Genomic DNA, 26,112 nt, shown 5'->3' on the forward strand with positions numbered 1-26,112 from the left:
GGCCGTAACAATTTCTTTTTGTTTCAGCCTAAATTGTTACAGGTTTTTACGGCCTGTTCCACTGCTTACCAGCCACCGCCCGCCAGCGGCGTTGGCCACAAAGCACGGCCTTTGTCGGGCACGCACGCAGCCTCGCCGCTATCCTTGTTACTTTGCAGAAATCCTCTGCTTTCCTATGCGCCCCAAGTTTCCTCAACTGCTGGCCACGGCCTGCCTGTTTCTGCTGTGTACCGTGGCCCTGGCCCAGCAGCCCCTGCCAATTCCGCTGAACCTGCAAAAGACCTACGCGCAGGGTACCCGCGCCCAGAACGGCCAGCCTGGCCCCAACTACTGGCAGAACACGGCCGACTACGATATCAACGTCAGCTTCGAACCTAAAACCCGCCTGGTAGCTGGCACCGTCAGCATTAGCTATACCAACAACAGCCCCGATTCGCTGCGCCAGCTCTGGTTTAAGCTCTACCCCAACCTCTACCAGAAAGGTGCCGAGCGTAGCGCCAACTTCAAGCCCGAGGATATCAACGAGGGCGTAAAGATTTCGGCGCTGAGCATCGACGGGCAGGCCCTGGATGTAAGCAAGCTGCGCATCACGGCCACCAATATGTCGGTGCCGGTGAAGGGTATTGGTCCCCGGCAAACGGCCCGGGTGGTGGCTACCTATTCCTACACCCTCAACAAAGGCTCGCACATGCGGACCGGTGAAATCGAGGAAGGCGCGGCTTTTGTGGCTTACTTCTTCCCCCGCATTGCCGTCTACGACGACATCGACGGCTGGAACCGCTTTGCTTACAACGGTAGCCAGGAGTTCTACAACGACTTCTGCAACTTCAAGGCTTCTATCACCGTGCCGCGCAACTTTGTAGTGTGGGCCACCGGTGATTTAAAGAATGCGGATAAAGTTTTCACGAAAAAGTACGCCAAGCGCCTCGCCGACGCCGAGCAGAAGGACGCCGTGGTCAGCATCATCGACGAAAATGACCTGAAGCGCGGCGACATTACGGCCGCCAACGACCGGAACACTTGGCAGTTTGAGGCCCGCAACGTGACGGACTTCGTATTCGCCACCGCCGACCACTACGTGTGGCAAAGCACCAGCCTCGTGGTAGACCCGGCCACCAAGCGCCGCACCCGCGTGGATGCCGTCTACAACACCAAGCACAAGGACTACAAAGAGGTGGTTCACTTCGCGCGGCGCACGGTGGAAGCCATGAGCTACTCGTTTCCGAAATGGCCCTTTCCCTACGCCCACGAAACGATTTTCGACGGTCTCGACCAAATGGAGTACCCAATGATGGTGAATGACAACCCCGTCGAAACCCGCGAGGACGCCATTACCCTCACCGACCACGAGATTTTCCACACGATGTTCCCCTTCTACATGGGCATCAACGAAACCAAGTACGCCTGGATGGACGAGGGCTGGGCCACCATCGGCGAGTGGATCATCAGCAACATCATCGAGCCCAAGCTAGTGGATGAGTACGGCGTAGAACCCTACGCCCGCGCCGCCGATTCGGAAAACGACCTGCCCATCATCACGCTTACCACCCAGCAAAACGGCACGCCCTTCTTCCTCAATTCCTACCCCAAGCCCGCCATGGGCTACTACTACGTACGCGACCTGCTGGGCGACGAGCTGTTTACCAAGGCCCTGCACACCTACATCCGCAACTGGAACGGCAAGCACCCGATGCCCTACGACTTCTTCAACTCGATGAACGAAGGCGCGGGCCAAAACTTGAACTGGTTCTGGCAGCGCTGGTTTTTCGACAACGGCTACCCCGACCAGGCCATCCAGAGCGTGACGCCGCAGGGCATCATCGTGGAAGCCAAAGGCACCAAGCCCATGCCTGTCGATTTGCTGGTCACCTTCGCCGACAACTCCACCCAGAAACTGCACCGCACCATTGCCGTGTGGCAGGACGGCAGCAAAACCGTAACCGTGCCGCTGACCGGTGGCAAAGCAGTAAAGAAAGTGGTGCTGGGCCACACCTACACGCCCGATAACGACAAGAAGAACAACGTGTGGGAAGCCAAGTAAGCTGGGCAAAGCCCTGTTCGGTTTTGCCCCACACAGCGCTTTTGCAGTAGCCTTCTCATAGTCTGGGTTACCATTCAGCCCATCCCCGGATACAGAAAGGTATTAATGCCTGCTGCTATGCGCTACCTGCTGCTCTTCCTTGGTTTTGGCTTCCTACTCAGCAGCTGCGATGGTCCGGCTGCCCGCTTCGATACGTTTTCCATTGTCCGGCCCGTAAATCTAGCCAAAGAACTGGGGCATGAACTCACTCTTGTAGCCAGAGACACGCTGCAGTTACGGTTGCAGTCTGACCCAGCCAGCGGCTCCACCCTTATTACTAATACCGACGACAGCACGGTACTGCTTGATGCGCGCATCTTCTACCGGCGCGGCCTGTATTATGCCGTCGAAGACCTTAAATCGGGGTGCTGGGTGCATGCCTTCCGTGTGCACCGAAACCAAGTGCAGGGCTTGGCTACCGGCTATAAGCAGATGGAAGACTTATCGACACTGGTGCAGCACGGCAACTTTGCAGATCTGGCGCGCTACCGCAGCCTCAGCGACGACAGTATCCGGCTGCGCTTTGATGCCCGGCTCCTGCGCCGGTTTTACCTCGCCGAGTTGGATAGTTTTCCGCGCTACCGCATAACTACGGCTCCGCCGGGCTTGGCGGCTGCGGTTACCGTTGCGCCGGCAGACCAATTAAGCCTGCACCCCAACCCGGCAGCTACCATCACTACGCTGACCTTTACCACGGCTGCGCCCCGCACGGTGTCCGTCTATAATGCCAGCGGCCAACTTATGCGGACTATTCCTGCGCAAACCGCCCGTACTGCTATTTCAGTGCAGGATTTGCCGGCCGGCACTTACGTAGTGCGCGTAACCAGTGCCACCCACCCGGCCCAGACGGCCCGCCTGTTGGTGCAGCCATAGACTACCGGCTGAGGTACAGTAAAAAGGCCCACCTGCTAGCAGGTGGGCCTTTTTACTGTACCTCAAGCATTCCGCTTACAAATGAGCAATCAGGTCAGGATTGCCATCCGGGTCATTTTTGACGGTGCCGCTGGTCGTGAAGCTCTTGCCGCGCAGCAGCAATACGCCCGCCATGTGGGGCGTGGCCATGGAAGTACCGCTGATGGTGTTGTAGCCCCCGCTCATCCAGGTCGACTGAATGTTGACACCGGGCATGCAGTAGTCTACCGGTGTGCCGTAGTTGGAAAAGGAAGCCCACGAATCAGTGTTATTCATGGCCGAGATGGTGAAGATGTTCGGGCCATTCACGCGGGCCGGCGAGTGGTTGTTGGCATCGTCGGTTTCGTTGCCGGCGGCTAGGGCGAAGAGCACCCCGCCCGAGGAGGCCCGCAGCACGGCGTCATCCAGGGCCTGCGAAATACCGCCGCCCAAGCTCATGTTGGCCACGTCACCAGCCTTACCGGTGGCACCCACATAATCGACGCCGGCAATTACGCCCGAGTTGGAGCCGCTGCCCCGTGAATTCAGCACGCGCACTGCCACCACGGTGGCATTGGCAGCTACCCCCACTACGCCAATAGAATTGTTGATGGCCGCAATGGTACCGGCTACGTGCGTGCCGTGGCCGTTGCCATCGTTGGGCGAGAGGTAATCGGCGCCGCTGGTCAGGAACGACTTGCTGCGGGTGGCGTCCACGTTCAGGTCGGGGTGGGTCAGGTCGATGCCGGTGTCGATAATCCAAGCCGTTTTGCCGGTGCCGTCACCCGTGCCTACCCGGGCAATGCCGTAGGGCGTAACCTGGCCGGGTTGGGTAGAGCCGCCGCCTGAGGGCTTGCCCAGCGAAATAACGCGGTCCTGCTCTACGTACGCTACCCGGGCATCGGCGCGTAGCGCACTGGCCTCAGCGGCACTCAGGGCGGCTGAGAAGCCTTTCAGGGTATGGCCGTAGGCAAAGCCCAGGGCTTCAGCCCGCGCCCCGCGCGACTTCAGAATGCCCTGGCCCACTTCTTTTACCTTCTTTACTTTTTCGGTGTAGGAGTCGCCGGTGCTGGTTTCAACTGCCCCATCCTTCAGCACGACGATGTACTGCCCCGGTATAACGCCTTCATCCGATTTCGCTTCATTACTAGCTTGGGCTACTCCTGGGTCAGACGGTTGCACGCTCTCTTCGGAGCAAGCGGTGAACATCGTGCTGGCCGCAATTGCCGAGGCACTCAATAACCAGGCAAACCGAGCATTGTGTTGTTTCTTCTGCATTCTACTGGGGTAAAGGTGGAAGAGAAAAGAACCGACAGCACCGCACCGAATCCGGGCCGGCTACAGGAGCCAACCCGCGTAAATTATATTTACTCACCGATACTGGTACTAGTGCTGTGTACGGGGCAAACCAGCTGTAGTCACAAAGAATTCATTTGTTGGTTGATATTATGACAACAAAACACTCTTTTACCTAACATTTAGACCAGCATTTACGGCCTTTAGCTCACAATCTCAAAGTGTTACTTATGTTTGAATAAGATCTTGTTAATAATTAAAGTCATATATTAAGATCATTCATCGTGCTGCCGCATATTCCTACCCAACCTCAAATACTTTCAATCAGGCTACCTGCTTTCCTGGGTGCGCACCCCCTTGCCAACCTATTCTGCTCCGGCGCCGCACTTTCCGATTCGTCGGCGTACCTTTGCCCCAGTGATGGGTCGCCCCACCGCGGCAAAGGGGGCAACTCCGGCGACGAGGAAAGTCCGGGCAACGCAGAGCACCCTGCTTCCTAACGGGAAGGACTGGTAAGCGTAAAGTAAACCAGGACAGCCAGTGCCACAGAAAAATACCGCCAGGCGGTGAGTTAGTGATTTAGCGAATCAGTGAGTTGTCGTTCAATTGGCGCAAGCCGAACAGAAAATTCACTAAATCACCAATTCACTAAATCACATCTGGTAAGGGTGAAAAGGTGCGGTAAGAGCGCACCAGCGGCTGGGCAACCATGCCGGCTGGGTAAACCTCAGGGGTTGAAAGACCAAATAAGCTGGTACGCAGGGCCGCAAGGCCTTGCACCGGGCGGCTCGTCCGGCGCCAGCGGGTAGGTTGATGGAGCCTTTCCGCGAGGACTGGCCTAGATAAATGGTGGGGCCGCTTCTGCTTGCAGGGGCGGACAAAACCCGGCTTACAGACTCATCACCGGCTCTACAAACGGCCGCCGCAGCTTCGGGTGCGGCGGCCGTTTTGCGTTTAGCTTCCGCGCCGGCAGCAAGTTTCCAGGGGAAGTCGCGCTGCCGCGAATACGTAGGGGCAATTTCCGATGGGAAGTTGCTCTTACGCATTCGTGTACAGGCGCATTCAAATAGGAAGTTGAGCATACGTAGTTGCGTACAAGCTACTTCCTATTGGTAGTAGAGCAAACTCACTTGTGGCAGGGCACATTCCGCCGGAAGTTGCTTGTACGTATTTGCGGCAGTGCCACTTCCTACTGCCGGGGCCTACCGGCACTTGCGGCCCTAGCGTTTCGAAGGCCCCCTGTGCGCCTTGCCCTGGTTTTTCGCGTAGGTGTACACTGCCCGGCTCACTCTTTTCGTTACATTCGCTCCCCATACCTTTTGCAACCCTATGCCCAGAATCCTGATTATTGACGACGAAAAGGCCATCCGGAATACTCTAAAGGAGATTCTGGAATACGAGAGCTACACCGTCGACCAGGCCGAGGACGGCCCCACCGGCCTCGATATGCTCATCAAGAACAAGTATGACGTGGTACTCTGCGACATCAAGATGCCCAAGATGGACGGCATCGAGGTGCTGGAGCGGGCCCAGATTGCGGCCCCGGATGCCGCCTTCATCATGGTATCGGCCCACGGCAACATCGATACGGCCGTGGACGCCACCAAGAAGGGCGCCTTTGACTTCATCCAGAAGCCACCGGACCTGAACCGCCTGCTCGTAACGGTGCGCAACGCCCTGGACCGCACCAAGCTCGTGACTGAGACCAAGACGCTCAAGAAGAAGATTGCTAAAAGCTCGGAAATGATTGGCTCCTCGGCCGAGCTCGAAGCCGTGCGCAAGCAGATTGCCAAAGTAGCCCCCACCGACGCCCGCGTACTTATTACGGGCCCTAATGGGGCGGGCAAGGAAATGGTAGCCCGCAACCTGCACGAGCTCAGCAACCGCGCCAACGGCCCCCTGATTGAGGTCAACTGCGCCGCCATTCCCTCCGAGCTGATCGAATCGGAGCTGTTTGGGCACGAGAAAGGCTCGTTCACGTCGGCCGTGAAGCAACGCATCGGCAAGTTTGAGCAGGCCGACGGCGGCACGCTGTTTCTGGACGAAATCGGGGATATGAGCCTCTCGGCCCAGGCCAAGGTGCTGCGGGCTTTGCAGGAAAGCAAGATTACCCGGGTGGGCGGCGAGAAGGAAATTTCGGTGAACGTGCGCGTCATTGCCGCCACCAACAAGGACCTGCAGCAGGAAATAGCCGAGCGTAACTTCCGGGAAGACCTCTACCACCGCCTCTCCGTTATCCTGATTAAAGTACCGGCCCTCAACGACCGGCGCGACGACATCGGCGACCTGGTGCAGCGTTTCCTCCAGGATATTGCCCGCGACTACGGCGACAAACCCAAGAACATCGACGCCAAGGCCCTGGAGTACCTTAAAGGCCTCGACTGGCGCGGCAACATCCGCGAGCTGCGCAACGTGGTAGAGCGCCTCATTATCATGAGCGACGACACCATTACGGAAGCCGATGCCAAAGCATTTGCCGGCAAGTAAGTGCCTGTCGTTGCGAGGTGCAGCCGTGGCCATCAGTCCTCTGCGGAGGTAGTCACACTCTTTTACCAGAAAGCCCTTTCCTGCTCGTGCGGGAAAGGGCTTTCCACTTTAGGACGCTGAGTACATTTCAGCGGACGGATGGCTTCGCGCCTCGCAAAGACAGACGTTTTCTATCCGGCCATCTGATTACACCCGCGCACATCCGAGTTGTCCATGCGGCCCAGCACCTCAAATGAGCCGTCAGGGTATTGCCGGGCCAGGTCTTTGGTTTCGATAAAGGCGCAGGAATCGATATTGGCTAAGTCGATGACGTTGATGGCGCCGTCGGGGCGGGTAGTAGAAACGGCAAACGGGTCGGCGGGGTCGCGCAGCAGGATGCGCAGCGGCGCGGGGCAGTGGAAACGGCCGTTGCCAAGGCTGTAAGCCTGGGAGAGCAGCTCAGTCATGCCGTATTCGGAATGAATGCCGTCGGGGCCGAATGCCTGCTGTAGCTCAGCGTGCAGCTCTTCCCGAATCATTTCGCGGCGGCGCCCCTTCATGCCCCCGGTTTCGAGCACGGTGAGGTCTTGTAGCTCCGGGGCGGGGCCATATTCAGCCGCTAAGTCGAGCAGCGCATAGGAAACCCCGATAAGCATCACGCGGCGCGTCGTATCCTGCTTAGCCTCGGCCAGAGCGCGCAGCAGCGCGGCGTGGTCGTGGAGGAAAAAGGCGGGCTGGCTTTGCCCCGACTCCTGGGCAAAATAATCGACCATAGCTACCAACGACGACTGCCCCTGCTCCAGGTACGAGGGCAATAGCGCCAGAAACGTCCAGCTCGTGAGCGGACTACCATATACCTGCTCGAAGATGCGGGCCGCGTTGCGGCGGTAGAGCTGTGGGTCGCGCACGAGGTGGCGGCTGCGCTGCTGCTGAGTGGTGCCGCTGCTCAGAAACACTTCCTGCGACTCCCAATCCGCGGGTTCGGTACGCACCTCGTGGGTTTTGAAGAACTCGATGGGCAGAAACGGAATATCGGTGAGCCGGCTGATGGTCTCGGGCTGGCGGCCCAGGTGGTGCAGCCACGCGCGGTAGGGCGGGCAGTGCCAGGCCTGGTGCCGGAACAGGCGCAAGGCCAACGCCTCAAACGTGGCAGCAGAAACGGTGGAAAGCTCGGATAGAAACGCGTCGCGGAAACTCATTGGCAGGCAGCGTGGTTAGCGAATTAGTATAACAAATGCGGCAGCTCTTCGTTGAGAAGTTGTACCTTCCGATCCTGGGTGCGCCCCCCGTTTACGACCTCTATTGCTGCATTCTATGACCATGTTTCGTACTCTGAAAATTGGCACTGCCGCGGCTCTGCTGGGCCTGAGTGGGCTGCTGACTTCCTGCCTGGAGGCCCCGGAATATCCCACCTCACCCCGCATCGAGTTCAAGGAAATCGTGGTGGACCGCTACGACTTCGGCACCGGCTACACCCCCGTCGATACCGTGCGGCTCACGATTAACTTTACCGATGGCGACGGTGACCTAGGCCTTTCGATAAACGGTGATAAGGACGCGCCTTATCAGCCAACTAATCCAGACGGCTCTTACAACCGCAACACGCACAACTACTTCATCACGCCTTATAAACGCACTGACCCCAATGGTGCGTTTCAAGCCGTAGCCACAGGTAGCACGAGCGAGTATAACAGCCGTTTCCCCCCGCTGTTTAGCGCCGATGCCAAACCAGGTCCGCTAAAAGGCACCCTCACGCTGACCACGCCTTTCTTCCTGGGCAGCCCCTTCCGCCCGGGTGATGAAGTCCGTTTTGAGGTCAGCATCATGGACCGGGCCCTGAACGAGAGCAACAAAATTACCACGGCCAGCTACATTGTAAAGCCGCGCTAAGTGCGGGAGCCAGGTTATACAAAAGCCGGCCGGATGCAGCAGCATCCGGCCGGCTTTTGCTTTTGCAGCCTTAATAAATGGCCGGGAAGCGCTTGGGGTCGGCCTCGTTCATGAGCTCATACACGGCGTCGAACACGTCTTCGGCGTTGGGCTTGCTGAAGTAGTCGCCGTCGGAGCCGTAGGGCGGGCGGTGGGGCTGGGCGGCCAGGCAGCGGGGCTGCGAATCGAGGAAGCGGTAGGCCTGTTGCTCATCCAGCACATGCTGCAGCATGTAAGCTGTAGCTCCGCCGGGCACGTCTTCGTCGGCAAACAGTACGCGGTTGGTTTTGCGCAGGCTGTCGGCAATGATGTGCTCGATGTCGAAGGGCAGCAACGACTGCACGTCGATTACCTCCACCGAAATACCTACTTCGGCCAACTGCCGGGCCGCGTCCTGCACAATGCGGCACATCGAGCCGTAAGTAACAATCGTAACATCGTCACCTTTCTGCAAGATTTCGGGCATGCCCAACGGTACGGTAAACTCGCCCACGTTCTGCGGAATCCGCTCCTTGAGGCGGTAGCCGTTCAGGCACTCAATGACCAGCGCAGGCTCGTCGGAGCGCAGCAGCGTGTTGTAGAAGCCGGCCGCCTGCGTCATGTCGCGCGGTACCAGCACGTGCATACCCCGGATGCTGCCCAGAATCATGCCGATGGGTGAGCCCGAGTGCCACACGCCTTCGAGCCGGTGGCCGCGGGTGCGCACGATAAGCGGGGCTTTCTGCCCGCCCTTGGTGCGGTATTGCAGGCAGGCCACGTCGTCGCTCAAGATCTGGATGGCGTAGAGCAGGTAGTCGAGGTACTGAATTTCGGTGATGGGCCGCAGGCCGCGCAGCGCCGCCCCAATGCCCTGCCCGATAATGGTGCATTCCCGGATACCGGTATCCGTGACGCGCAGCTCGCCAAACTTGTCCTGCAAGCCGGCAAAGGCCTGGTTCACGTCCCCGATTTTGCCCACGTCCTCGCCAATGGCGAAGATAGCCGGGTCGCGGCGGAAGTTGGCCTCAAAGCAGGCCTGCAGTACTTCCCGCCCGTCGACCTGGGGCGCATCGGCCGCAAACTTAGCGGGCACCACTTCAATATTCAAGGCCGCCTGCTCGCTCTGGCTGTAGAGGTAGGAGTTGTAGCGGTCGGCGTTTTCGGCCAGGGCCTGCTCCAGGTAGTCCTTTAACTCCTGACGGGCACTGCTGCGGCGCAGGTCGCGCACGAAGCGCAGAGCCCGGCGCACGGTGCGCACGATGTCGGCCCGGATGGGCGTCGGGTTGTGGCGCAGCTGCTCCACCATGTCGTGGAGGCTGTTTTCCTTGCCGGTTTCGGCCACCAGCTTTTCCAGCAGCGCCACGGCTTCGTCGCGCTCCTGCTTGATGGGGTTGAAGAACGAATCCCAGGCGGCCACGCGGGCCTTTTTCACCACATCCTTGGTTTCGTTCTCAATCTGGTCGAGCTCCTCGGCGGTGGCGTGTCCCTCGGCCAGCAGCCACTCGCGCATCTTGCGCAGGCAGTCGTGCTCTTCTTCCCAGCCCAGGCGCTCCTTGCTCTTGTAGCGCTCGTGAGAGCCGGAAGTGGAATGGCCCTGGGGCTGGGTAACTTCGGTCACGTGAATGAGCACCGGCACATGCTCGCGGCGGCACACCTCGGCGGCCCGCAGGTAGGTATCAACCAAAGCCGGGTAGTCCCAGCCTTTGACCACGAAAATCTCGAAGCCCTGCTCGCCCGGCGCGTTGCGCTGGAAGCCGGCCAGAATCTCGCTGATGCTTTGCTTGGTGGTTTGGTACTCGGCGGGTACCGAAATGCCGTAGTGGTCGTCCCACACGCTCACCAGCATCGGAATCTGGAGCACGCCGGCGGCGTTGATGGCCTCAAAGAACATGCCTTCCGAGGTGCTGGCGTTGCCGATAGTACCGAAAGCCACTTCGTTACCATTCACCGAAAACTGCGTCAATTCGTGCAGCTCAGGGTTTTGGCGGTAGAGCTTGGAGGCGTAGGCCAGGCCTACTAGGCGGGGCATCTGGGCCGCCGTCGGCGAGACGTCGGCCGAGGAGTTTTTCAGCTCCGCCAGGTTTTTGAAGTTGCCGTCTTCGTCCAGCAAACGGGTGGCGAAGTGGCCGTTCATGGCGCGGCCGGCGGTGGCGGGCTCCGCTTCCACGTCGGGGTTGGCGTAGAGCTGGGCAAAGTACTGCTGCAGGGTCAGCTCACCGGCAGCAAACATGAACGTCTGGTCGCGGTAGTAGCCGGCGCGGAAGTCGCCGGGCTGGAAGGCGCGGGCCATGGCCAGCTGGGGCAGCTCTTTGCCGTCGCCGAAAATGCCGAATTTGGCCTTGCCCATGAATACTTCCTTACGGCCGGCCAGGGAGGCCTGCCGGCTTTCCCAGCCCAGCCGGTAGTCGCGGAGCAATTCTTCTTTGCTAAGGGCGGCAGCAGCCGCTACGAGAGGTTCAGCAGTGGGCATATCAACGGGAAAGTAGGCGGGAAGTATAGGGCAAAAAAGCGGGGTGGGAACGGGTGACTACCGAAGCAGCGCCCAAAAGTACGGATTTGGGCGGCAGCTTTCACGAAGCGGGTTTCCCGCACGGGTACGGATGGGGCAGGTTTTTGTCTATCTTTGGGTTGCAGGCGCCTGTGGGGCTGTCTGTTTGTGTCTTGCTAATTCCTTATCTACCGCTTATGAAAAACCTTGCCTCCCTTTTCCTGGCCCTCGTGCTGGGCTTAGCGCAGCTCGGCGCGCGCGCCCAGGGCGTCATGACGTTCGAGAAAGAGCTCCACGACTTCGGCAACGTGGCCGAGGGCACCATGGCCACGCACGAGTTCAAGTTCAAGAACACTGGCAACCAGCCCATCATCATTGCCAACGTGCAGGCCAGCTGCGGCTGCACCACCCCCGACTGGACCAAAACCCCAGTAATGCCCGGCAAGAACGGCATCATTAAGGCCATGTACAGCAGCTCGGGCCGCCCCGGTATTTTCAACAAAACCGTGACGGTAACCAGCAATGCCACCACGCCCAGCGCGGTACTCACCATCAAGGGCAATGTGCTGAACAAGGATGAAGTGAAGTCGACGCTGACGCCGGCCCAGCTGGCCCAGTCGCCCCGCGTGGTGCTGGACCGCACCAGCCACGACTTCGGCAAGATGGAAGCCGGCCAGCAGCCGGTGGTGCGCTTCACGGTGAAGAATACCGGCAAGCAGGATCTGGTGCTGGGTATGCTATCCTCGACCTGCAACTGCGTGGGCTACAAAGCCACCCCCACGCCCATCAAGCCCGGCCAGAGCAGCGTGGTAGAGCTGATTTACGCCCAGCGCCAGGTGGGTAAAATGAGCGACGTGGTGACCATCAGCTCCAACGACCTGAACGGCGACACTAAGCTGACTTTGACGGCCAATGTGGTGCGCGACCTGAACGCGGCCAGCATGGTGAAGGAGAGCGGCGTGGCCGTTCCTTTTAAATAGGCCCTATTTCGTCTGTCATTCTTCATCTGGCGTACGCCCTTGCGAAGGACTTCCTCTCCTACCCCACTGACGTTTCTGTCAACATACGAAAGCCCTTTACCAGCCGCTGGTGAAGGGCTTTTTCGTGTTTAATAAGCTTTGTCACTCAGATGAGGAAGGTCCTTCACTCTATGCCTTTCCTCTCAGGCTGACAGGCGTGAAAAACTCTTAGCGAACAGAATAGCTGCAACCCGCTGGAACCTTCCTTGTCAATAGCCGCATTTTACACCCACGAAGCCGGCTTCTCTTTGTATCTTTGCGGCCGTTTTCAGCTAGTATCTCTCCCCACCTCCACCTCTTAGTTTCTGCCATGATCATCGGCGTACCGAAAGAAATCAAAAACAACGAAAACCGCGTTGGCCTCACCCCAGCTGGCATTGCCGAATTCCGCAAGCACGGTCACGACGTGTATGTGCAGGCCACGGCCGGCGAAGGCAGCGGTTTCGCTGATGCTGAGTACGAGCAGGCCGGCGCTACCATCCTCCCTACCATTGAGGATGTGTATGCCAAAGCCGAAATGATTGTGAAGGTGAAGGAGCCGATTGCCTCGGAATATCCCCTCATCAAGGAAAACCAGCTGCTCTTCACCTACTTCCACTTTGCCAGCGGCGAAGAGCTGACCCACGCTATGATTGAGCGCAAGGCTGTGTGCCTTGCCTACGAAACCGTGGAGCTGCCCTCGCGCGCCCTGCCCCTGCTCATTCCGATGAGCGAAGTGGCCGGCCGCATGGCTCCGCAGGAAGGTGCTAAATACCTGGAGAAGCCACTGAAAGGCCGTGGCATTCTGCTCGGCGGCGTGCCCGGCGTGAAGCCCGCCCACGTGCTGGTGCTCGGCGCCGGTATCGTTGGTACGCAGGCGGCTAAAATTGCTGCCGGCCTCGGTGCCCAGGTTACCATCATGGATATCAGCCTGAACCGCCTGCGTGAGCTCGACGACTTCATGCCCAAGAACGTGGTAACGCAGTACTCGAACGAATACAACATCCGCGAAGCCATCAAAACCGCCGACCTCATCGTGGGCGCCGTGCTGATTCCCGGTGCCAAAGCGCCCCACCTCATCACCCGCGACATGCTCAAGACCATGCGCCCCGGCACGGTAGTCGTGGACGTAGCGGTAGACCAGGGTGGCTGCATCGAAACCTGCAAGCCGACCACCCACGAAAACCCGACCTTCATCATCGACGACGTAGTACACTACTGCGTGGCCAACATGCCGGGTGCCGTGCCTTATACCTCTACCCTGGCCCTGACCAATGCCACGCTGCCCTACGCCGTGAAGCTGGCCAACCTGGGCTGGCAGGAAGCCTGCCGCCGCGACGAGGCCCTGCGCCTCGGCCTGAACGTGGTGCACGGCGAAGTAGTGTACAAAGGCGTAGCCGATGCCTGGAATCTGCCGCTGGTAAGCGTGGATTCGGTGCTGGAAGCGGCCCACGCTTAAGCTCATTCTCAAGTTGAAAAAGCCTTCCCGACCTGACCGTCGGGAAGGCTTTTTTGTAACGGACTCCATGAAAGGAATTTTGTATACCGGCGGCGAGCTGACCGACCTCGTCAGCTTTGCCCGCCTTCCCTCCTATTTACAGGCGTTTTTGCGCGAGCAAAATGGCGTGGTGGCCTACTTCGGCGGGCTCCACATCCGGGGCTGCGTGAGTGAGCCGGCTTGGCACTCTTTGCACGCGGCCTGGCAGGGCGACGCGGCCTTCTGGCGCACCTACGACGAGGTGCAGGAAACCGATATTCCCTTTGCCCAGGACTGCGTGGGCAACCAGTTCCTCTTGCGCGGCGACGCGGTACTGTTTCTCGACACTGAAACCGGTGAGCTAGCTGATCTGGAAGTCGACTTCAAGCACTTTCTGTTTGGGGTCGAGAAGTTTCCGCTCGATGCGCTGGGTATGGAGCCGCTACGCGGGTTTCAGCAGCGGGGCGGGGCCTTGCAGCCCGGCGAGCTGCTAAGTTTGTACCCGCCGCTCTGCATTGCCGCTACCGACCAGAAGCCGCGCGTGAAGCCCCAGTCGGTGGCCGAGCGGCTGGCGTGGCTGGCCGATTTCTACCGCCAGATCAAGGACCTGCCCAGCGGGCAGCGCATTCACCTCAAGCCGAGTCAGGACTAACGCTTTTTCGCCCGCATGATTCCCCCGTTGTTGCGTTTGCTGCTGCGCCGCCTGTTGCTGCTGATGGGTGCTTACCTGTGCCTGCGCGCCGGTTTTTTCCTGGCCAATCGGGCGGCGTTTCAGGAGGCTGATTTCACGCAGGTAGTGTTGGCGTTTGGGCACGGCTTCCGCTTCGATATCTCGGCCATTCTGCTGCAAAACGTACTATTCCTGCTGCTCTCGTTGGTGCCGGCTTTCGGTCTAGGCTGGCAACGGTTTCTGCGCGGCGTATACCTCGTGTTCAATGCCCCGGCGCTGGCTATCAACATCATCGACAGCGAGTATTTCAAGTTCATTGGGCGGCGCACCAGCGACGAGCTGTTTACCATCACCGGCGACATTGAGCGGCAGGCCGGGCAACTGGTGGGCCACTACTGGTTTTTGCTGATTCCCTTCGGCGTGCTGTTTGGGCTGCTGTGGTATTTCTACCCCATGCCCACGGCTCAGGATGCTGCTTATTACACCCAAGAGCCGCGTACCATCCGGCGCTTTGCCCGGTACGCGCTGGAAATTGTGGGGCTGGCTATTCTCACGGTACTCGGCATTCGGGGCGGGCTGCAGCTCAAGCCTTTGCGCACCGGTCACGCCTTTATGCAGACGCCCCCGATTCTGGGCCACGTGGTGCTAAACAGTACCTTCACCTTCCAGAAAAGCTTTGGTTACCGGCCGGTAGAACGGCGGCACTACTTCACCTCGCCCGCCGCGCTGCGCACGGCTCTGGCCATCCACAAGCCCGCGCCCCGGCCCGGCGCGCCCCGCGACAACGTGGTGATTCTGCTCGTTGAGAGCTTTGCCTCGGAGTACAACGGCATCGAAAACGGGGGCAAAGGCTACACGCCCTTTTTCGATTCGCTGGCCACGCAGGGGCTGCTCTTCCGCGACCATTATGCCAACGGCCGCCGCTCCATCGAGTCGTTGCCGGCGGTGTTGGCCGGGCTGCCGGGCCTGATGGAAAGCCCCTTTATCACCTCCAATTTCCAGACCGACGAGCTGCACGGTCTGGGTGAGCTACTAAGCCACCACGGCTACGCCACATCGGTATTTCACGGCGCGGAAAATGGCACGATGGGCTTCAACACCTTCAGCGGTATTGCCGGCATGCAGCGCTACTACGGCCTAAACGAATACCCCGGCGGCGCCAAAAGCCCGGACTACGACGGGCATTGGGGCATTTTCGACGAGCCCTACCTGCGCTATTTTGCCCACCAGCTAGGCCAGCAGAAGGAGCCGTTTCTGTCCACCGTCTTCACCCTCACTTCGCACGAGCCCTTTCCGGTGCCGGCCAAGTACAAGGGTAAATTTGCGCCTGGTCAACTGCCTATTCACGCCTCTATTGGGTATACCGACTTCGCGCTACGCCAGTTTTTCAAAGAGGCCGCCAAACAGCCCTGGTACGGCCGCACGCTGTTTATCCTGCTGGCCGACCACACCTCCCAAACCCTGCGGCCCGAGTACCAGAACGTGCTGGGCAGTTTCAAAACACCGCTGCTGCTTTTCCACCCCGGCCGGGCGCTGCCCGCCGCCGATGTGCACCGCATCACCCAGCAGGCCGACGTAACGGCGTCCGTCGTCGATTATCTGGGTTTCGCGGCCGATGCGCCACTGCTGCCCTTCGGCTATTCCGTGTTCGATAGCACCACCACCGGCCGGGCTATCTTCCTGCGCGACAACTCCCACTTTCTGGTGCATCAGGACTTCGTGACCGAACTGACGGCTACCAACCAGTTGCGGCTCTACCCCTACCAGACGCACAGCATGCCGGCCGAACCACTCAAAAACCCCGACCCGCGGAAGCTAAAACAGTACGGCGACGAACTCAAGGCTTGCCTGCAGCTCTTCACCAACGGCCTGCTCGACAACTCGCTCTACAAGCATTAGCCCAGAGCAGGATGGCTACTCGTCGGCCATATCATCCACCATCTGCGACTGAATGGCCCGGATTTCCTCACTGTCGATGGGCTTGTGAATCAGTCCCGAAACCAGGTCGTACTCCCTGGATTTCTCCAGATCGGCCAGCGCCAACGACGAGGTGAGAATGTAGATGTGGCAGCGGCCCAGCAGCTCATCCTCGTATGGAGCCAGCGCATCCAGAAACTGCCAGCCGTTCATGCTGGGCATATTCAGGTCCAGAAATACGACGCTGGGCAGCTCCCGGTCCTTTTCATTGACCAGGGTTTCCAGGGCTTCCTTGGCCGACTGGAAGGTGCAGATGGAATTCGAAAACCCTTCTGCCCGCAACAGCTGCTCGGTGAGGTACACCCCGAGGTCGTCGTCGTCAATCAGGTAGGTTTTCATGGGCATGTTGACCAAAATAGAGAATAAATTCGGTTCCCTCGTCCACTTGGCTTCGCACACTGATCTGCCCGTGCATGGATTCTACGTGGGCTTTTACCAGAAACAACCCAATGCCGCGCCCTTGCTGGTCGGGGTGAAAGCGGCGGTATAGCTGAAAGACATCCTTGCCCGCTCCCTCTTGGTCGAAGCCCGAGCCATTGTCGCGGAAGACGATGGTAACGCCCCGCTGCGGGTCGGCTTGGGCCGTAATAGTAACTCGCAACGTACGGGCCGTTGAGCGGTATTTTATGGCGTTAGCCAGCAGATTGTCGAAGATACTGTGCAGGTACACCCGACTACCGGCAATACGCAGCCCGGCGGGAATAACGCATGTTACCTGGCCTCCGCAGGCCGTCAACTCCGGCTGGGCGTGGGCCACCGCCTGCTGACATACTTCGGCCACGGCCACTGCCTCAGAATGGGTATCGTCGGGCTGGTTGCGGATAGCCAGAATCGTGTTGACATCCGTTAGTACATCATCAAGACGAGTTACGCTGGTGCGCAGGTTTTTGAGCGACGTGGCAAACACCTCCGACTCCTTGTCAACGCGGGTCAGCAAATCGGCAAAGCCCAGCGCATTGGCCAGTGGGGCCCTTAGATTGTGGGAAATGATGTAGGCACACTGCTGTAGGTAGGCATTCTGGCGCACCAGCTGCTCGGCCAGTAGCCGCTGCTGCTGCTCGGCAGCTTTGCGAGCCGTAATATCCTGCATGGCCCCAATCATACGTACCGGCTGGCCCTGGGCGTCGCGCAGAATGTAGCCCCGGTCGAAGACCACCGCGCTGGAGCCATCAGCCCGCACGAAGCGGTATTCTTCCTGCCAGAACGAGCCCCGCGACTCGTAGGCCACCCGCCGCAGGCCCGCCACGCAGTGGTCTTTATCGTCGGGGTGTACATTGTCGGCCCAGGTGGCAAAGGGCGCGGGGTTTTGCTCTAGCCGGTGGCCAAACAGCGCCTCAAACCCTTCACCCCAGTACAATGTGTCGGCTGCTACATTCCAGTCGTAGAGGGCGTCGGTAGTGGCTTTCAGGGCGTAGTGAAATCGCTCGTTGCTGATGCGCAGCTCCTCTTCTGCTCTTTTCTGGGCCGTCAGGTCGTGCACCACGCCCACCAGCTGGCGGCAGTTGCCAGCCTCGTCGAGCACGGGCATTACACTGACTTCCCCCGTCACCCGGCCGGTAGGATAATCTGAAACCTCTACCCATGCCACCCGCTGCCGAGTCTTAATTGCTTCCTGGTATTTCTGCAGCACCAAGCTCAGAGAAGGCTCGGGAATAATATCCTGGACGTAGCTGCCTACCACTTTTTCCACCGGCAGCCCCGTGGTAGTGCGAAATGCTTTGTTCACAAAAATGAACCGGTAACGACCATCAGATTCTACGCTGAGCACAAACGTCACGTCGGCAATAGCGTCGAAAATAACGGGCAGGTGCAGTTCGCGCTCCACCCAGGCCTTGGTGGCTTCTGCCGACGAATTATCAGGAGGTATCATACCCATACAGATGAGAGCTTTGAGTTCAGTTGGCGCTGTTTTCCGGGTATACACAGCCGGGCCACATCGTGCTTACCACGGCAACTGCTGGCTGCCAAAGTGGAAATTGACACGGCCAGTCATTGCATTTTAAAAACAATATATTAAATAAATTAAGCAAACACAGCCCAGCTTGTCTTTACTGTCTACCCTGCATTACAAAACTTCTCAATCGGGTAATAAAGCTGCGTAAGGCGGTATTTGGCTGAGCCGCTCATTGGTGCGCTCGGCAAAGTTTACCCGCCAGCAGTGGTGCTGCAGCCCGTTGGTAAGCAGCAGCAGAGGTGCGCCAATAGTCAGGTTGTAGGTAGCAGCCTGGTGGGCCGTGGCCGCCGTAATGGGCACCGAGGGCCGCTTGCACTCTACCAGCAGCAGGGGCTTCCCGCTGGCATCGAAGGCGCAGATGTCGGTGCGCTTCTGGCGCTGGTTGTAGGCGTGGCCCCGCTCCAGGCTCAGCAGCCCCTTCGGATAGCCCAGATGGTCAATCAGATAGTGGACTACGTGCTGGCGCACCCATTCTTCGGGCGTCAGCACCACCTGTTTGCGGCGCAGGATATCCCAGATTAGCAAATTTTCGCCGGATTGGGTAACTTTGTATTCGAAAGGCGGCAGGTTCAGTTCTTGCATCACCTACAAAGGTACGGCCCGGAGCCTCTGCTACTGCTTTTCATCCGGGTACCGTCGTACACTTGTTCGACGGTTTTTTTGTACCCCACCCGGTGATTTAGCGACTTAGTGATTTAGTGTGCTTGCTGTGCCACAGCCCATTATTTCCACACCCCGCCAAACCACTTACTCACTAAATCACTAACTCACCAACTCACCTTATGAAAACCAAAGCCGACATTGTCGAGAACTGGCTGCCCCGCTACACGGGCGTCCCCCTGAACGAGTTTGGCCAGTACATTCTGCTGACCAACTTCATCAACTACGTAACAATGTTCGCCGAGCAGTTCGGCGTCGAAATCCGGGGTATCGACAAGCCCATGCAAACGGCTACGGCCAACAACATTACCATCATCAACTTCGGCATGGGCTCGCCCATGGCCGCTACCGTGATGGACTTGCTGGGCGCCATTAAGCCTAAGGCGGCCCTGTTTCTGGGCAAGTGCGGCGGCCTGAAAAACAAGACCAAGCTCGGCGACCTGATCCTGCCCATTGCCGCCATCCGGGGCGAAGGTACTTCCGATGACTACCTGCCGGCCGAAATTCCGGCTCTGCCCTCCTTCCGCCTGCAGCGGGCGGTGAGCAGCATGATCAAGAAGCACGAAAAGGACTACTGGACCGGCACGGTGTATACCACCAACCGCCGCGTGTGGGAGCACGACGAGAACTTCAAGGACTACCTGCGCCAGATCCGGGCTATGGCCGTGGATATGGAAACGGCCACTATTTTCACGGTGGGCTTTGTGAATGAGATTCCGCACGGCGCGCTGCTGCTCGTGAGCGACAACCCGATGACGCCCGAGGGCGTGAAGACGTCGGAAAGCGACAAAAAGGTAACCACCGACTACGTAACCTCGCATTTGCAGATTGGCATCGACTCGCTGATTGAGCTGCAAAACTCGGGCGAATCGGTGAAGCACATGCGCTTTGAGTAGCAAAAGGTGTTGCTACATACGTGGTTATAGGCGGAACTAACTCCGCAACAAATCCCCGGTGCCGCCTAAGGTACCGGGGATTTTTCGTATCCTGCGGCCTCAAACCTGGATTCCGACCTTTCGCTACCACACTCTGCCGTTCTGCTTATGTCTTTGTTTTCTACTGCTTATTTGGAAATCACCTACGATGCCGACCGGCAGGTACTCGTGGCCAACTGGCTGCGCGGCGTGATGCCCTTTGAGCTGCACCGGGGCTACCACGCCCTGCTCGAGCAGGCCGTAGCCCACGACTGCCGGTTTTGGCTGCTGGATGTGCGCCGCCGCGCCGGCATCGACTCAGCCGACATTCTCTGGACCCTGAACGAGTTTCTGCCTCTGGTGCAGCCGCGTCTGAAGCGCACTACCTACCTGGCCTTTCTGATGTTGCCCCACCACCTGGCCGGCGACCTTTCCGATGGCCGCGTGCCCGACGCTCATTACTACGACGGCCGTCCCTACCGCAACGAGCGGTTTACGGAGCCCGAGCCTGCCCTGGCGTGGCTGCAGCACTGCCAGCAGCTCGAAACTGTGGCGCGCTAACTACGCACGGCGCAAAACGCGGCGCGTATGTACCTTCGCCGCATGACTCCACTCCTGCGTTCCTTTTTGCTGTTGCCGCTGCTGGGCTTTGCGGCCTGCACCACCCGTCAGCCCGCCGACCTGCTCGTCTACAATGCCACGGTCTACACCGTCGATTCCACCTTTTCCCAGACCCAGGCCTTTGCCGTGCGCGACGGGAAGTTTGTGGCCGTGGGGCCGGCAGCTGAGCTGCGCCAGCAGTTTGAGGCCAAGCAGGAAGTAGATGCTCAGGGCCGCTTTGTATATCCAGGCTTCTACGATGCCCACTGCCACTTCTACCGCTACGCTCTAGGCCTGCGCGACGCCGATCTGGTAGGTACTACTTCCTGGGACGAGGTAGTGCAGAAGCTGCAGCAGCACCGGCAACAGTTTCCGCAGGCGGCCTGGGTTACGGGCCGGGGCTGGGACCAGAACGACTGGGCCGACAAGCAGTTTCCGACCAAAGACGCGCTGGATAAGCTCTTTCCCAACGTGCCGGTCTTCATCATCCGCGTGGATGGCCACGCGGCGCTGGTCAACCAAAAGGCGCTGGATATGGCCGGCGTAACGGCGGCTACACCCATCAGCGGCGGCACCATTACCAAGGCAGCTAACGGACAGCTCACGGGCCTGCTCGTGGACAACGCCGTGGACCTGGTTTCGGGCAAGATACCCGAGCCAACCGCCGACGAGGCCAATACCTTGCTGCTCCAAGCCCAGCAGCTGTGCTTGGCCGTGGGCCTCACCAGCCTCGCCGATGCCGGCCTCGACAAGTCCAACATCGACCGGCTGGAAGCCTTACAGAAGCAGAGCAAACTCAAGCTGCGCCTCTACGCCATGCTCAATCCCACGGCTGCCAACAAGGATTTCTACCTGAAGAACGGCCCTGTGTTTCAGGACCGCCTCACCGTCAATTCCTTTAAGGTGTACGCCGACGGGGCTTTGGGCTCGCGCGGGGCCTGCCTGGTAGAGCCGTATGCCGACCGACCCAAGGAAACCGGTTTTCTGCTCTCCACCGAGAAGGAATACCGGGCGCTGGCCAAGGAACTTGCGGCCAGCAAGTTTCAGATGAATACCCACGCCATCGGCGACTCGGCCAACCGCATCATTCTCAACATCTACGGGGAGGCGTTGCAGGGCCGCAAAGACCGGCGCTGGCGCATCGAGCACGCCCAGGTCATTACCCCGGCCGATATGCCTAAGTTCGGGCAGTTCGGTATCGTGCCCTCGGTGCAGCCCACCCACGCTACTTCCGATATGTACTGGGCCGGTGAGCGGCTGGGCGCGTCCCGCCTGAAAACTGCCTACGCCTACGAGGAGCTACGCAAGCAGTACGGGCAGGTGGCCATCGGCTCCGACTTTCCGGTGGAGGATATTAACCCGCTTTTCGGCTTCCACTCGGCCGTGGCCCGGCAGGACGCCAAGAACTACCCCAACGGCGGCTTCCAGATGGAAAACGCGCTGAGCCGCCCCAATGCCCTGCGCGGCATGACCACCTGGGCTGCCTACGCCGCCTTCGAGGACAAACAGAAAGGCAGCATTAAGCCCGGCATGGCCGCCGACTTCGTGGTGCTGGATAAGGACCTGCTCAAAGCCCCTGCCGCCGAGCTGCGCGGTGCCCAGGTGCAGCAGACGTGGATTGCGGGTGAGAAATTGTATCAGCGCAAATAACCGTGGCAGCAGTTCACTTCACTGGCTGGGAGTACGGTTTTCAATTCGTAGCCTTCACTAAGCTCTTGATGGCAGCTGGCTATAGATTGAAAGAAGCTAAGGAGGCAGCCGATCAGCTCCTTGCCGGAACGTCTTTGCGGATCGAAATACCTTCCAGTACAGCGGCCACTACCCTGTTGTGGCAGGCACAGCAGCTAGGTGCCATTGGTCACCTAGCCTAACCTTGCACCATACAGAAAGCCCTTTTCCGTCGCAACGGAAAAGGGCTTTCTGGTAAAAGGGCGGGGCGTACTGCGCAGAGGACGGATTGACGCCGCTTGAAGCGCGGAATGTCATTCTTCCTCGCAATGACACGAGGTCTACATCAGCACATTAACCCACATTAGCACCTGAGCACATTACTTCGCGGGGCCTTCGTCGGCGGAGCTGCCGTAGATGGCGGGCACAGGAATATCGAGCAGGCGCAGGTAAACGCTAAGCTGGCCGCGGTGGTGAATCAGGTGGTTGAGCACCAGGGTGCGGGCCACGGCGGCGCGGGGCAGCTGCATAAGGGTCTGCTCGCCGCGGCGCATCGTCCAGATTTCGTGGAAAGTGGCGTCGTCCACGTCGGCCAGGGCTTGGTGGATGTTTTCGGCATTCACGTCGAAGCGGCGCAGCACTTCGTCGGTATCCGTCGGCGACGGAGGGGCCTGCCGGGTAAGCATGTCGGTCTCGGGGCCCTGCAGCGACATTTGCAGGAAGCCCACCAGGTTGGCCATATGCGAGGCCAGGGTGCCCAGCTTCATCGACTTAGGGTGGGGCTGCCAGCCGAACTGCTCAGTGGGCACCCGCTCCAGCAAGCGGCGGGTGAGTTGCAGCTCCCGCTTCAGTTCCTGGCTCAAGGCAGCTTGCAGGGTAGGTTGGGTGGAGGTACCAGACATAGAGAGAGGAAAAGGTGGAAGTGTGAGACTGAGTTTATAAGCGGAACTCCCGCTAAAAGTTATGGCCCTGGCCTACTGTCACACGCAAAAGCCCCGCGGACGGGTGGGGCTTTTGGTAGCTAAGCAGCGGTGGTTACTTGACAGTAGCCGGCATGCCGATATTGGGCGTGGCCGGCGGGGGTGCCAGGGTATCGGGGCCGCCGTGGGGCTCGTCGCGCAGCTTCTTGCCGCGCAGCGTGAGCAGAAACAGTAGCCCCAGCACGAAGAACACGATGAGCGACAGAATGCTGTTGCGCATGGAGCCCGTAATCTGGGCAATGACGCCGAATACGGCCGTGCCAATCACGATGCTGAGCTTCTCGGTCACGTCGAAGAAGCTGAAGAAGGCGGCCGTGTTGGGCGTATTCTCGGGCATAATTTTGGAGTAGGTGCTACGCGACAAACTCTGGATGGCACCCATCGTGAGGCCGATAACCGAGGCCAGCGCGTAGAAGCTCCAGCCGGCCTGCACGTAGTAGCCGGCCACGCAGATTAGCATCCAGATGAACACCGACCAGCTCAGGGCCCGGGTGTTGCCGATGCGCTCCGAGAGCTTGGAAAAGAGCCACGCCCCCAGAATACCCACGAGCTGGAGCAGCAGAATGGTCATAATCAGGGCCGAGCTTTCCAGCTTCAGCTCCTCGTCGCCGAAGATGGTGGCCACGTACATCACCGTCTGCACGCCCATATTGTAGGTGAAGTAGGCCAGCAGGAAGCGCTTCAGGTTGGGCAGGTGCTTGAGCTGGTCCCAAACTTTGCCCAGCTCCCGAAAGCCGTTGAGCAGCCAGCCCCCTTCGTCGGCCGAGCCGGCGGGGCGGCCCGGGTCGGCGGGCAGGGTGAAGAAGGGAATCTGGGCGAAGCCGGCCCACCATATACCGGTGAGCAGAAAGGCTAGGCGGGTGGCAAAACCTTCCTCCAGGCCCAGCGTTTCGTGGCCCATAATCAGGCCCAGGCAGATAACGAGCAGCAGCACCGAGCCGATGTAGCCCATCGAAAAGCCCCGGGCCGAAAGTGAATCGAACTTCTCCTCCGACGAAATCAGCGGCAAGTAGGAGTTGTAGAACACGATGGAACCCGAAAAGCCCACCGTGGCCGAAATAAAGATGAAGGTGCTGGCCGTGAAGGTGTCGGGGGTGAAGAAGAACAGCGCCGCGCACGACAGTGACCCCAGGTAGCAGAAGATCTGCATAAAGAGCTTCTTACGGCCCGAGAAGTCGGCCAGCGACGTCAGGAACGGGCTGATAAGGGCAATGAGCAGGAAGGCGGCTGATATGGCATAAGTCAGCAGCGAGGAGCCCGGCACCTGGAACCCCAGGAAGTCGACGGGGCTCTTGCCGCTGTCGGTGCCGGTGACCTGCTTGACCATTGCGCCCCAGTAAATGGGGAAGATGGAGCTGGTAATGACCAGCGGATACACCGAGTTGGCCCAGTCGTAGAAGGTCCAGCCGCGGGTGATGCGCTTGTTGTCCTTGGGAATATCCGAGAAGGAAGCATCGGGCGCGGCGGCCGGAGCAGTAGAAACGGTCGTCATAAAAGGGCGTGGTTGGCGTGTGGTGCTGGGCAAGATAACGGGAATTCCGCGTTGCCGTTGCCGAGCTTGCCCAGCGCAGGCCTACGGACGCAGGTTGTAGAAGGTGGCATCGGGCAGGTAGCCGCCCCGGTAGCCACCCGTGAGCAGGGCCCCGCTGGCCGTCACGAAGCTGGCGTACTCGCTCCGCCCGCCCCAGGCCGCGCCGTTGGCAAAGCGCGTGGGGTAAGTAAACGACTGAAAATCGGGGGTGCGTACCAGGCCGGGCCCGCCCTGGGTGAAGTAGAAAGCACCGCCCGCTTTGAAGATGGAGTAAATGACGCGAGAATTGCTCGTTCCTTCCGGCGCCTGGTACACCCGCTGCCAGCTGCTGCCCTGGGTAGCGGAGCGGAAAATGTCCCCGTAGCCCGTGGTCAGGTACAGGGCGCCGGTGGCGGGGTCGGCCAGCAGGTCGGTGCCCCGGTCGGAGGGCACGCCCAGCAGCTCCCAGCTCGTGCCGCCGGTAGTGGAGCGGTAGAGACGGGAGTTGAAGTCGAACACATACAGCCGGCCCTCGGCGTCTTCGGTCAGGTGGTGGAACGGAGCCACGTTAAAGGCGCCTACCGGCATCGGGGCTTTCGTCCAGCTCAAGCCCTTGTCATCCGAGTAAAACAGCCCGTCGTAGGAAGCGCCCACCAGTAGCCGCCCGGCCCGGGTGTAGTGTACAGCCCCGTATTCCTGGCCGGGCGCGGGCGTGCCCCGGCGGCGCATTTGCCAGGTCTGGCCGTTGTCGGCCGAATAATAGATTTCCCGGTCGAAGCTCTGGGGCGTGGAAGCCCACACCAGCAGCTCATTGGGCCCGGCGGGCATAATCTTGTAGATACTGGAGTTGCGGGCCACGAACGGCAGCGGCTGCCAGGTCTGCCCGTTGTCGTCGGAGTAGTGCGGGTAGTTGTGGGCCAGGCCGGCCAGCAGGCGGCCGGTGGGGTATTGGTAGAACGACAGGGCCGGGCTGGGCAGGCAGGCGGCCGGGTGCCAGCCCCGGGTGGGCCGCACGGCCGTGGCCGTCACGAAGGTGTCGATACGGACCGCGCCCAGCGAGTCGTAGGCCAGGATTCGCATTCGCTGCTGGCCCTCCTGGCTGGTGAGGTGCCACAGCCCCCCACCCCGCCCGGCCCGACTGGTACCGATTTCGGAAATGATGGGCGAGGCGGCGTCGCAGGCCCCGGCTTCGAAGCGCACCCGGTGGTAGCGCAGCGGCTTGCCCCCCAGCCGAAAGCGCACCACCACGCTGTCGTGGGCAACATGCCCGATGGTATCGACCTGCTTGTTGCCTTTTAGTACTTCCAGCGTGTACTTGGGAGTGGGCGGCGGTGGCGGAACCGGGGCTTCTTCTTCCTTCTTTTCGCAGCTACCCAGGGCCAGGCCACTGAGGGCAACAAGGATAAAACGGGCAACTTTTTGAGACGTAACCACCAGTAGCAAGGCTATACACAAGGATAAGAACCTGGTAAAGCTACGCCGGTAGTACCGGAGCCGCAAGCCCCGGCGGCGGGCCTGCCAGGGGCTCCAAACCAACGTGAGCCGGCCGGTAAGGGCAGGCTCACGGATCAAGGA

Annotated in this window: 20 protein-coding genes and 1 other RNA gene; 12 read left to right on the plus strand and 9 right to left on the minus strand. The window is 59.7% G+C overall.

Features of this window, described 5'->3' with window-relative positions; all coding sequences use genetic code 11:
* The first annotated feature begins 175 nt into the window (after positions 1-175).
* Both LGH74_RS07500 and LGH74_RS07505 read left to right on the plus strand, forming a co-directional pair.
* Positions 176-2,041 (plus strand): M1 family metallopeptidase, encoded by a 1,866-nt coding sequence (locus LGH74_RS07500; RefSeq protein WP_226174081.1) that lies wholly within the window; start codon positions 176-178, stop codon positions 2,039-2,041.
* 117 nt (positions 2,042-2,158) lie between these two features.
* Entirely contained in the window at positions 2,159-2,953 is a 795-nt protein-coding gene (locus LGH74_RS07505) for a T9SS type A sorting domain-containing protein (RefSeq protein ID WP_226174083.1), read from the plus strand.
* Between the two features lie 75 nt (positions 2,954-3,028).
* Here LGH74_RS07505 and LGH74_RS07510 read toward each other — a convergent pair whose 3' ends face one another.
* Positions 3,029-4,249, minus strand: coding sequence for a S8 family serine peptidase (locus LGH74_RS07510; RefSeq protein ID WP_284439288.1), 1,221 nt, complete (start codon positions 4,247-4,249; stop codon positions 3,029-3,031).
* Between the two features lie 435 nt (positions 4,250-4,684).
* Between LGH74_RS07510 and rnpB the strand changes: the two genes are divergently transcribed.
* An RNA gene (gene rnpB, locus LGH74_RS07520) (RNase P RNA component class A) lies at positions 4,685-5,175 on the plus strand.
* A gap of 421 nt (positions 5,176-5,596) precedes the next feature.
* On the plus strand, positions 5,597-6,754 hold the full coding sequence (locus tag LGH74_RS07525; RefSeq protein ID WP_226174085.1) for a sigma-54-dependent transcriptional regulator: 1,158 nt from the start codon (positions 5,597-5,599) through the stop codon (positions 6,752-6,754).
* Between the two features lie 170 nt (positions 6,755-6,924).
* Here the strand turns inward: LGH74_RS07525 and LGH74_RS07530 are convergent, their stop codons facing one another.
* On the minus strand, positions 6,925-7,932 hold the full coding sequence (locus LGH74_RS07530) for a long-chain-fatty-acid--protein ligase (RefSeq protein ID WP_226174086.1): 1,008 nt from the start codon (positions 7,930-7,932) through the stop codon (positions 6,925-6,927).
* Positions 7,933-8,053: 121 nt separating this feature from the next.
* Between LGH74_RS07530 and LGH74_RS07535 the strand changes: the two genes are divergently transcribed.
* Positions 8,054-8,623 carry a hypothetical protein gene (locus tag LGH74_RS07535; protein ID WP_226174089.1) on the plus strand — a complete coding sequence of 190 codons (570 nt, stop codon included), beginning with the start codon at positions 8,054-8,056 and terminating at the stop codon, positions 8,621-8,623.
* Between the two features lie 70 nt (positions 8,624-8,693).
* On the opposite strand, the gene LGH74_RS07540 is transcribed toward LGH74_RS07535, so the two are convergent.
* Positions 8,694-11,111 (minus strand): alpha-ketoacid dehydrogenase subunit alpha/beta, encoded by a 2,418-nt coding sequence (locus tag LGH74_RS07540; protein ID WP_226174091.1) that lies wholly within the window; start codon positions 11,109-11,111, stop codon positions 8,694-8,696.
* Positions 11,112-11,326: 215 nt separating this feature from the next.
* On the opposite strand from LGH74_RS07540, the gene LGH74_RS07545 reads away from it, so the two are divergent.
* From LGH74_RS07545 to LGH74_RS07560, 4 genes are all read left to right on the plus strand, one after another.
* Positions 11,327-12,109, plus strand: coding sequence for a DUF1573 domain-containing protein (locus LGH74_RS07545; protein ID WP_226174095.1), 783 nt, complete (start codon positions 11,327-11,329; stop codon positions 12,107-12,109).
* A gap of 349 nt (positions 12,110-12,458) precedes the next feature.
* Entirely contained in the window at positions 12,459-13,586 is a 1,128-nt protein-coding gene (ald, locus tag LGH74_RS07550) for an alanine dehydrogenase (protein WP_226174097.1), read from the plus strand.
* A gap of 67 nt (positions 13,587-13,653) precedes the next feature.
* Entirely contained in the window at positions 13,654-14,256 is a 603-nt protein-coding gene (locus tag LGH74_RS07555; protein ID WP_226174099.1) for an SMI1/KNR4 family protein, read from the plus strand.
* Between the two features lie 15 nt (positions 14,257-14,271).
* Positions 14,272-16,173 (plus strand): LTA synthase family protein, encoded by a 1,902-nt coding sequence (locus tag LGH74_RS07560; RefSeq protein WP_226174101.1) that lies wholly within the window; start codon positions 14,272-14,274, stop codon positions 16,171-16,173.
* Between the two features lie 15 nt (positions 16,174-16,188).
* On the opposite strand, the gene LGH74_RS07565 is transcribed toward LGH74_RS07560, so the two are convergent.
* The 3 genes from LGH74_RS07565 to LGH74_RS07575 all read right to left on the minus strand — a co-directional run bounded on the left by LGH74_RS07565 (position 16,189) and on the right by LGH74_RS07575 (position 18,787).
* Entirely contained in the window at positions 16,189-16,590 is a 402-nt protein-coding gene (locus LGH74_RS07565) for a response regulator (RefSeq protein ID WP_226174103.1), read from the minus strand.
* Entirely contained in the window at positions 16,571-18,121 is a 1,551-nt protein-coding gene (locus LGH74_RS07570; RefSeq protein ID WP_226174105.1) for a sensor histidine kinase, read from the minus strand. The genes LGH74_RS07565 and LGH74_RS07570 overlap by 20 nt, the downstream gene beginning before the upstream one ends.
* A gap of 207 nt (positions 18,122-18,328) precedes the next feature.
* Positions 18,329-18,787 carry a type I restriction enzyme HsdR N-terminal domain-containing protein gene (locus LGH74_RS07575; protein ID WP_226174107.1) on the minus strand — a complete coding sequence of 153 codons (459 nt, stop codon included), beginning with the start codon at positions 18,785-18,787 and terminating at the stop codon, positions 18,329-18,331.
* Between the two features lie 200 nt (positions 18,788-18,987).
* Between LGH74_RS07575 and LGH74_RS07580 the strand changes: the two genes are divergently transcribed.
* The 3 genes from LGH74_RS07580 to LGH74_RS07590 all read left to right on the plus strand — a co-directional run bounded on the left by LGH74_RS07580 (position 18,988) and on the right by LGH74_RS07590 (position 22,029).
* Positions 18,988-19,761, plus strand: coding sequence for an AMP nucleosidase (locus tag LGH74_RS07580; protein WP_226174109.1), 774 nt, complete (start codon positions 18,988-18,990; stop codon positions 19,759-19,761).
* Positions 19,762-19,908: 147 nt separating this feature from the next.
* Positions 19,909-20,340, plus strand: a complete 432-nt coding sequence (locus LGH74_RS07585; protein ID WP_226174111.1) for a hypothetical protein — start codon at positions 19,909-19,911, stop codon at positions 20,338-20,340.
* Between the two features lie 42 nt (positions 20,341-20,382).
* Entirely contained in the window at positions 20,383-22,029 is a 1,647-nt protein-coding gene (locus LGH74_RS07590) for an amidohydrolase (RefSeq protein ID WP_226174113.1), read from the plus strand.
* 398 nt (positions 22,030-22,427) lie between these two features.
* Here the strand turns inward: LGH74_RS07590 and LGH74_RS07595 are convergent, their stop codons facing one another.
* The 3 genes from LGH74_RS07595 to LGH74_RS07605 form a co-directional block, all read right to left on the minus strand.
* Complete coding sequence (locus LGH74_RS07595; protein ID WP_226174115.1) at positions 22,428-22,949, minus strand: DinB family protein; 522 nt, start codon at positions 22,947-22,949, stop codon at positions 22,428-22,430.
* A gap of 133 nt (positions 22,950-23,082) precedes the next feature.
* Positions 23,083-24,519, minus strand: coding sequence for an MFS transporter (locus LGH74_RS07600; RefSeq protein ID WP_226174117.1), 1,437 nt, complete (start codon positions 24,517-24,519; stop codon positions 23,083-23,085).
* A gap of 81 nt (positions 24,520-24,600) precedes the next feature.
* Complete coding sequence (locus LGH74_RS07605) at positions 24,601-25,971, minus strand: WD40/YVTN/BNR-like repeat-containing protein (RefSeq protein ID WP_226174118.1); 1,371 nt, start codon at positions 25,969-25,971, stop codon at positions 24,601-24,603.
* Between the last annotated feature and the right edge of the window lie 141 nt (positions 25,972-26,112).

It is taken from the genome of Hymenobacter lucidus (assembly GCF_020447265.1).
GTDB classification, from domain to species: domain Bacteria; phylum Bacteroidota; class Bacteroidia; order Cytophagales; family Hymenobacteraceae; genus Hymenobacter; species Hymenobacter lucidus.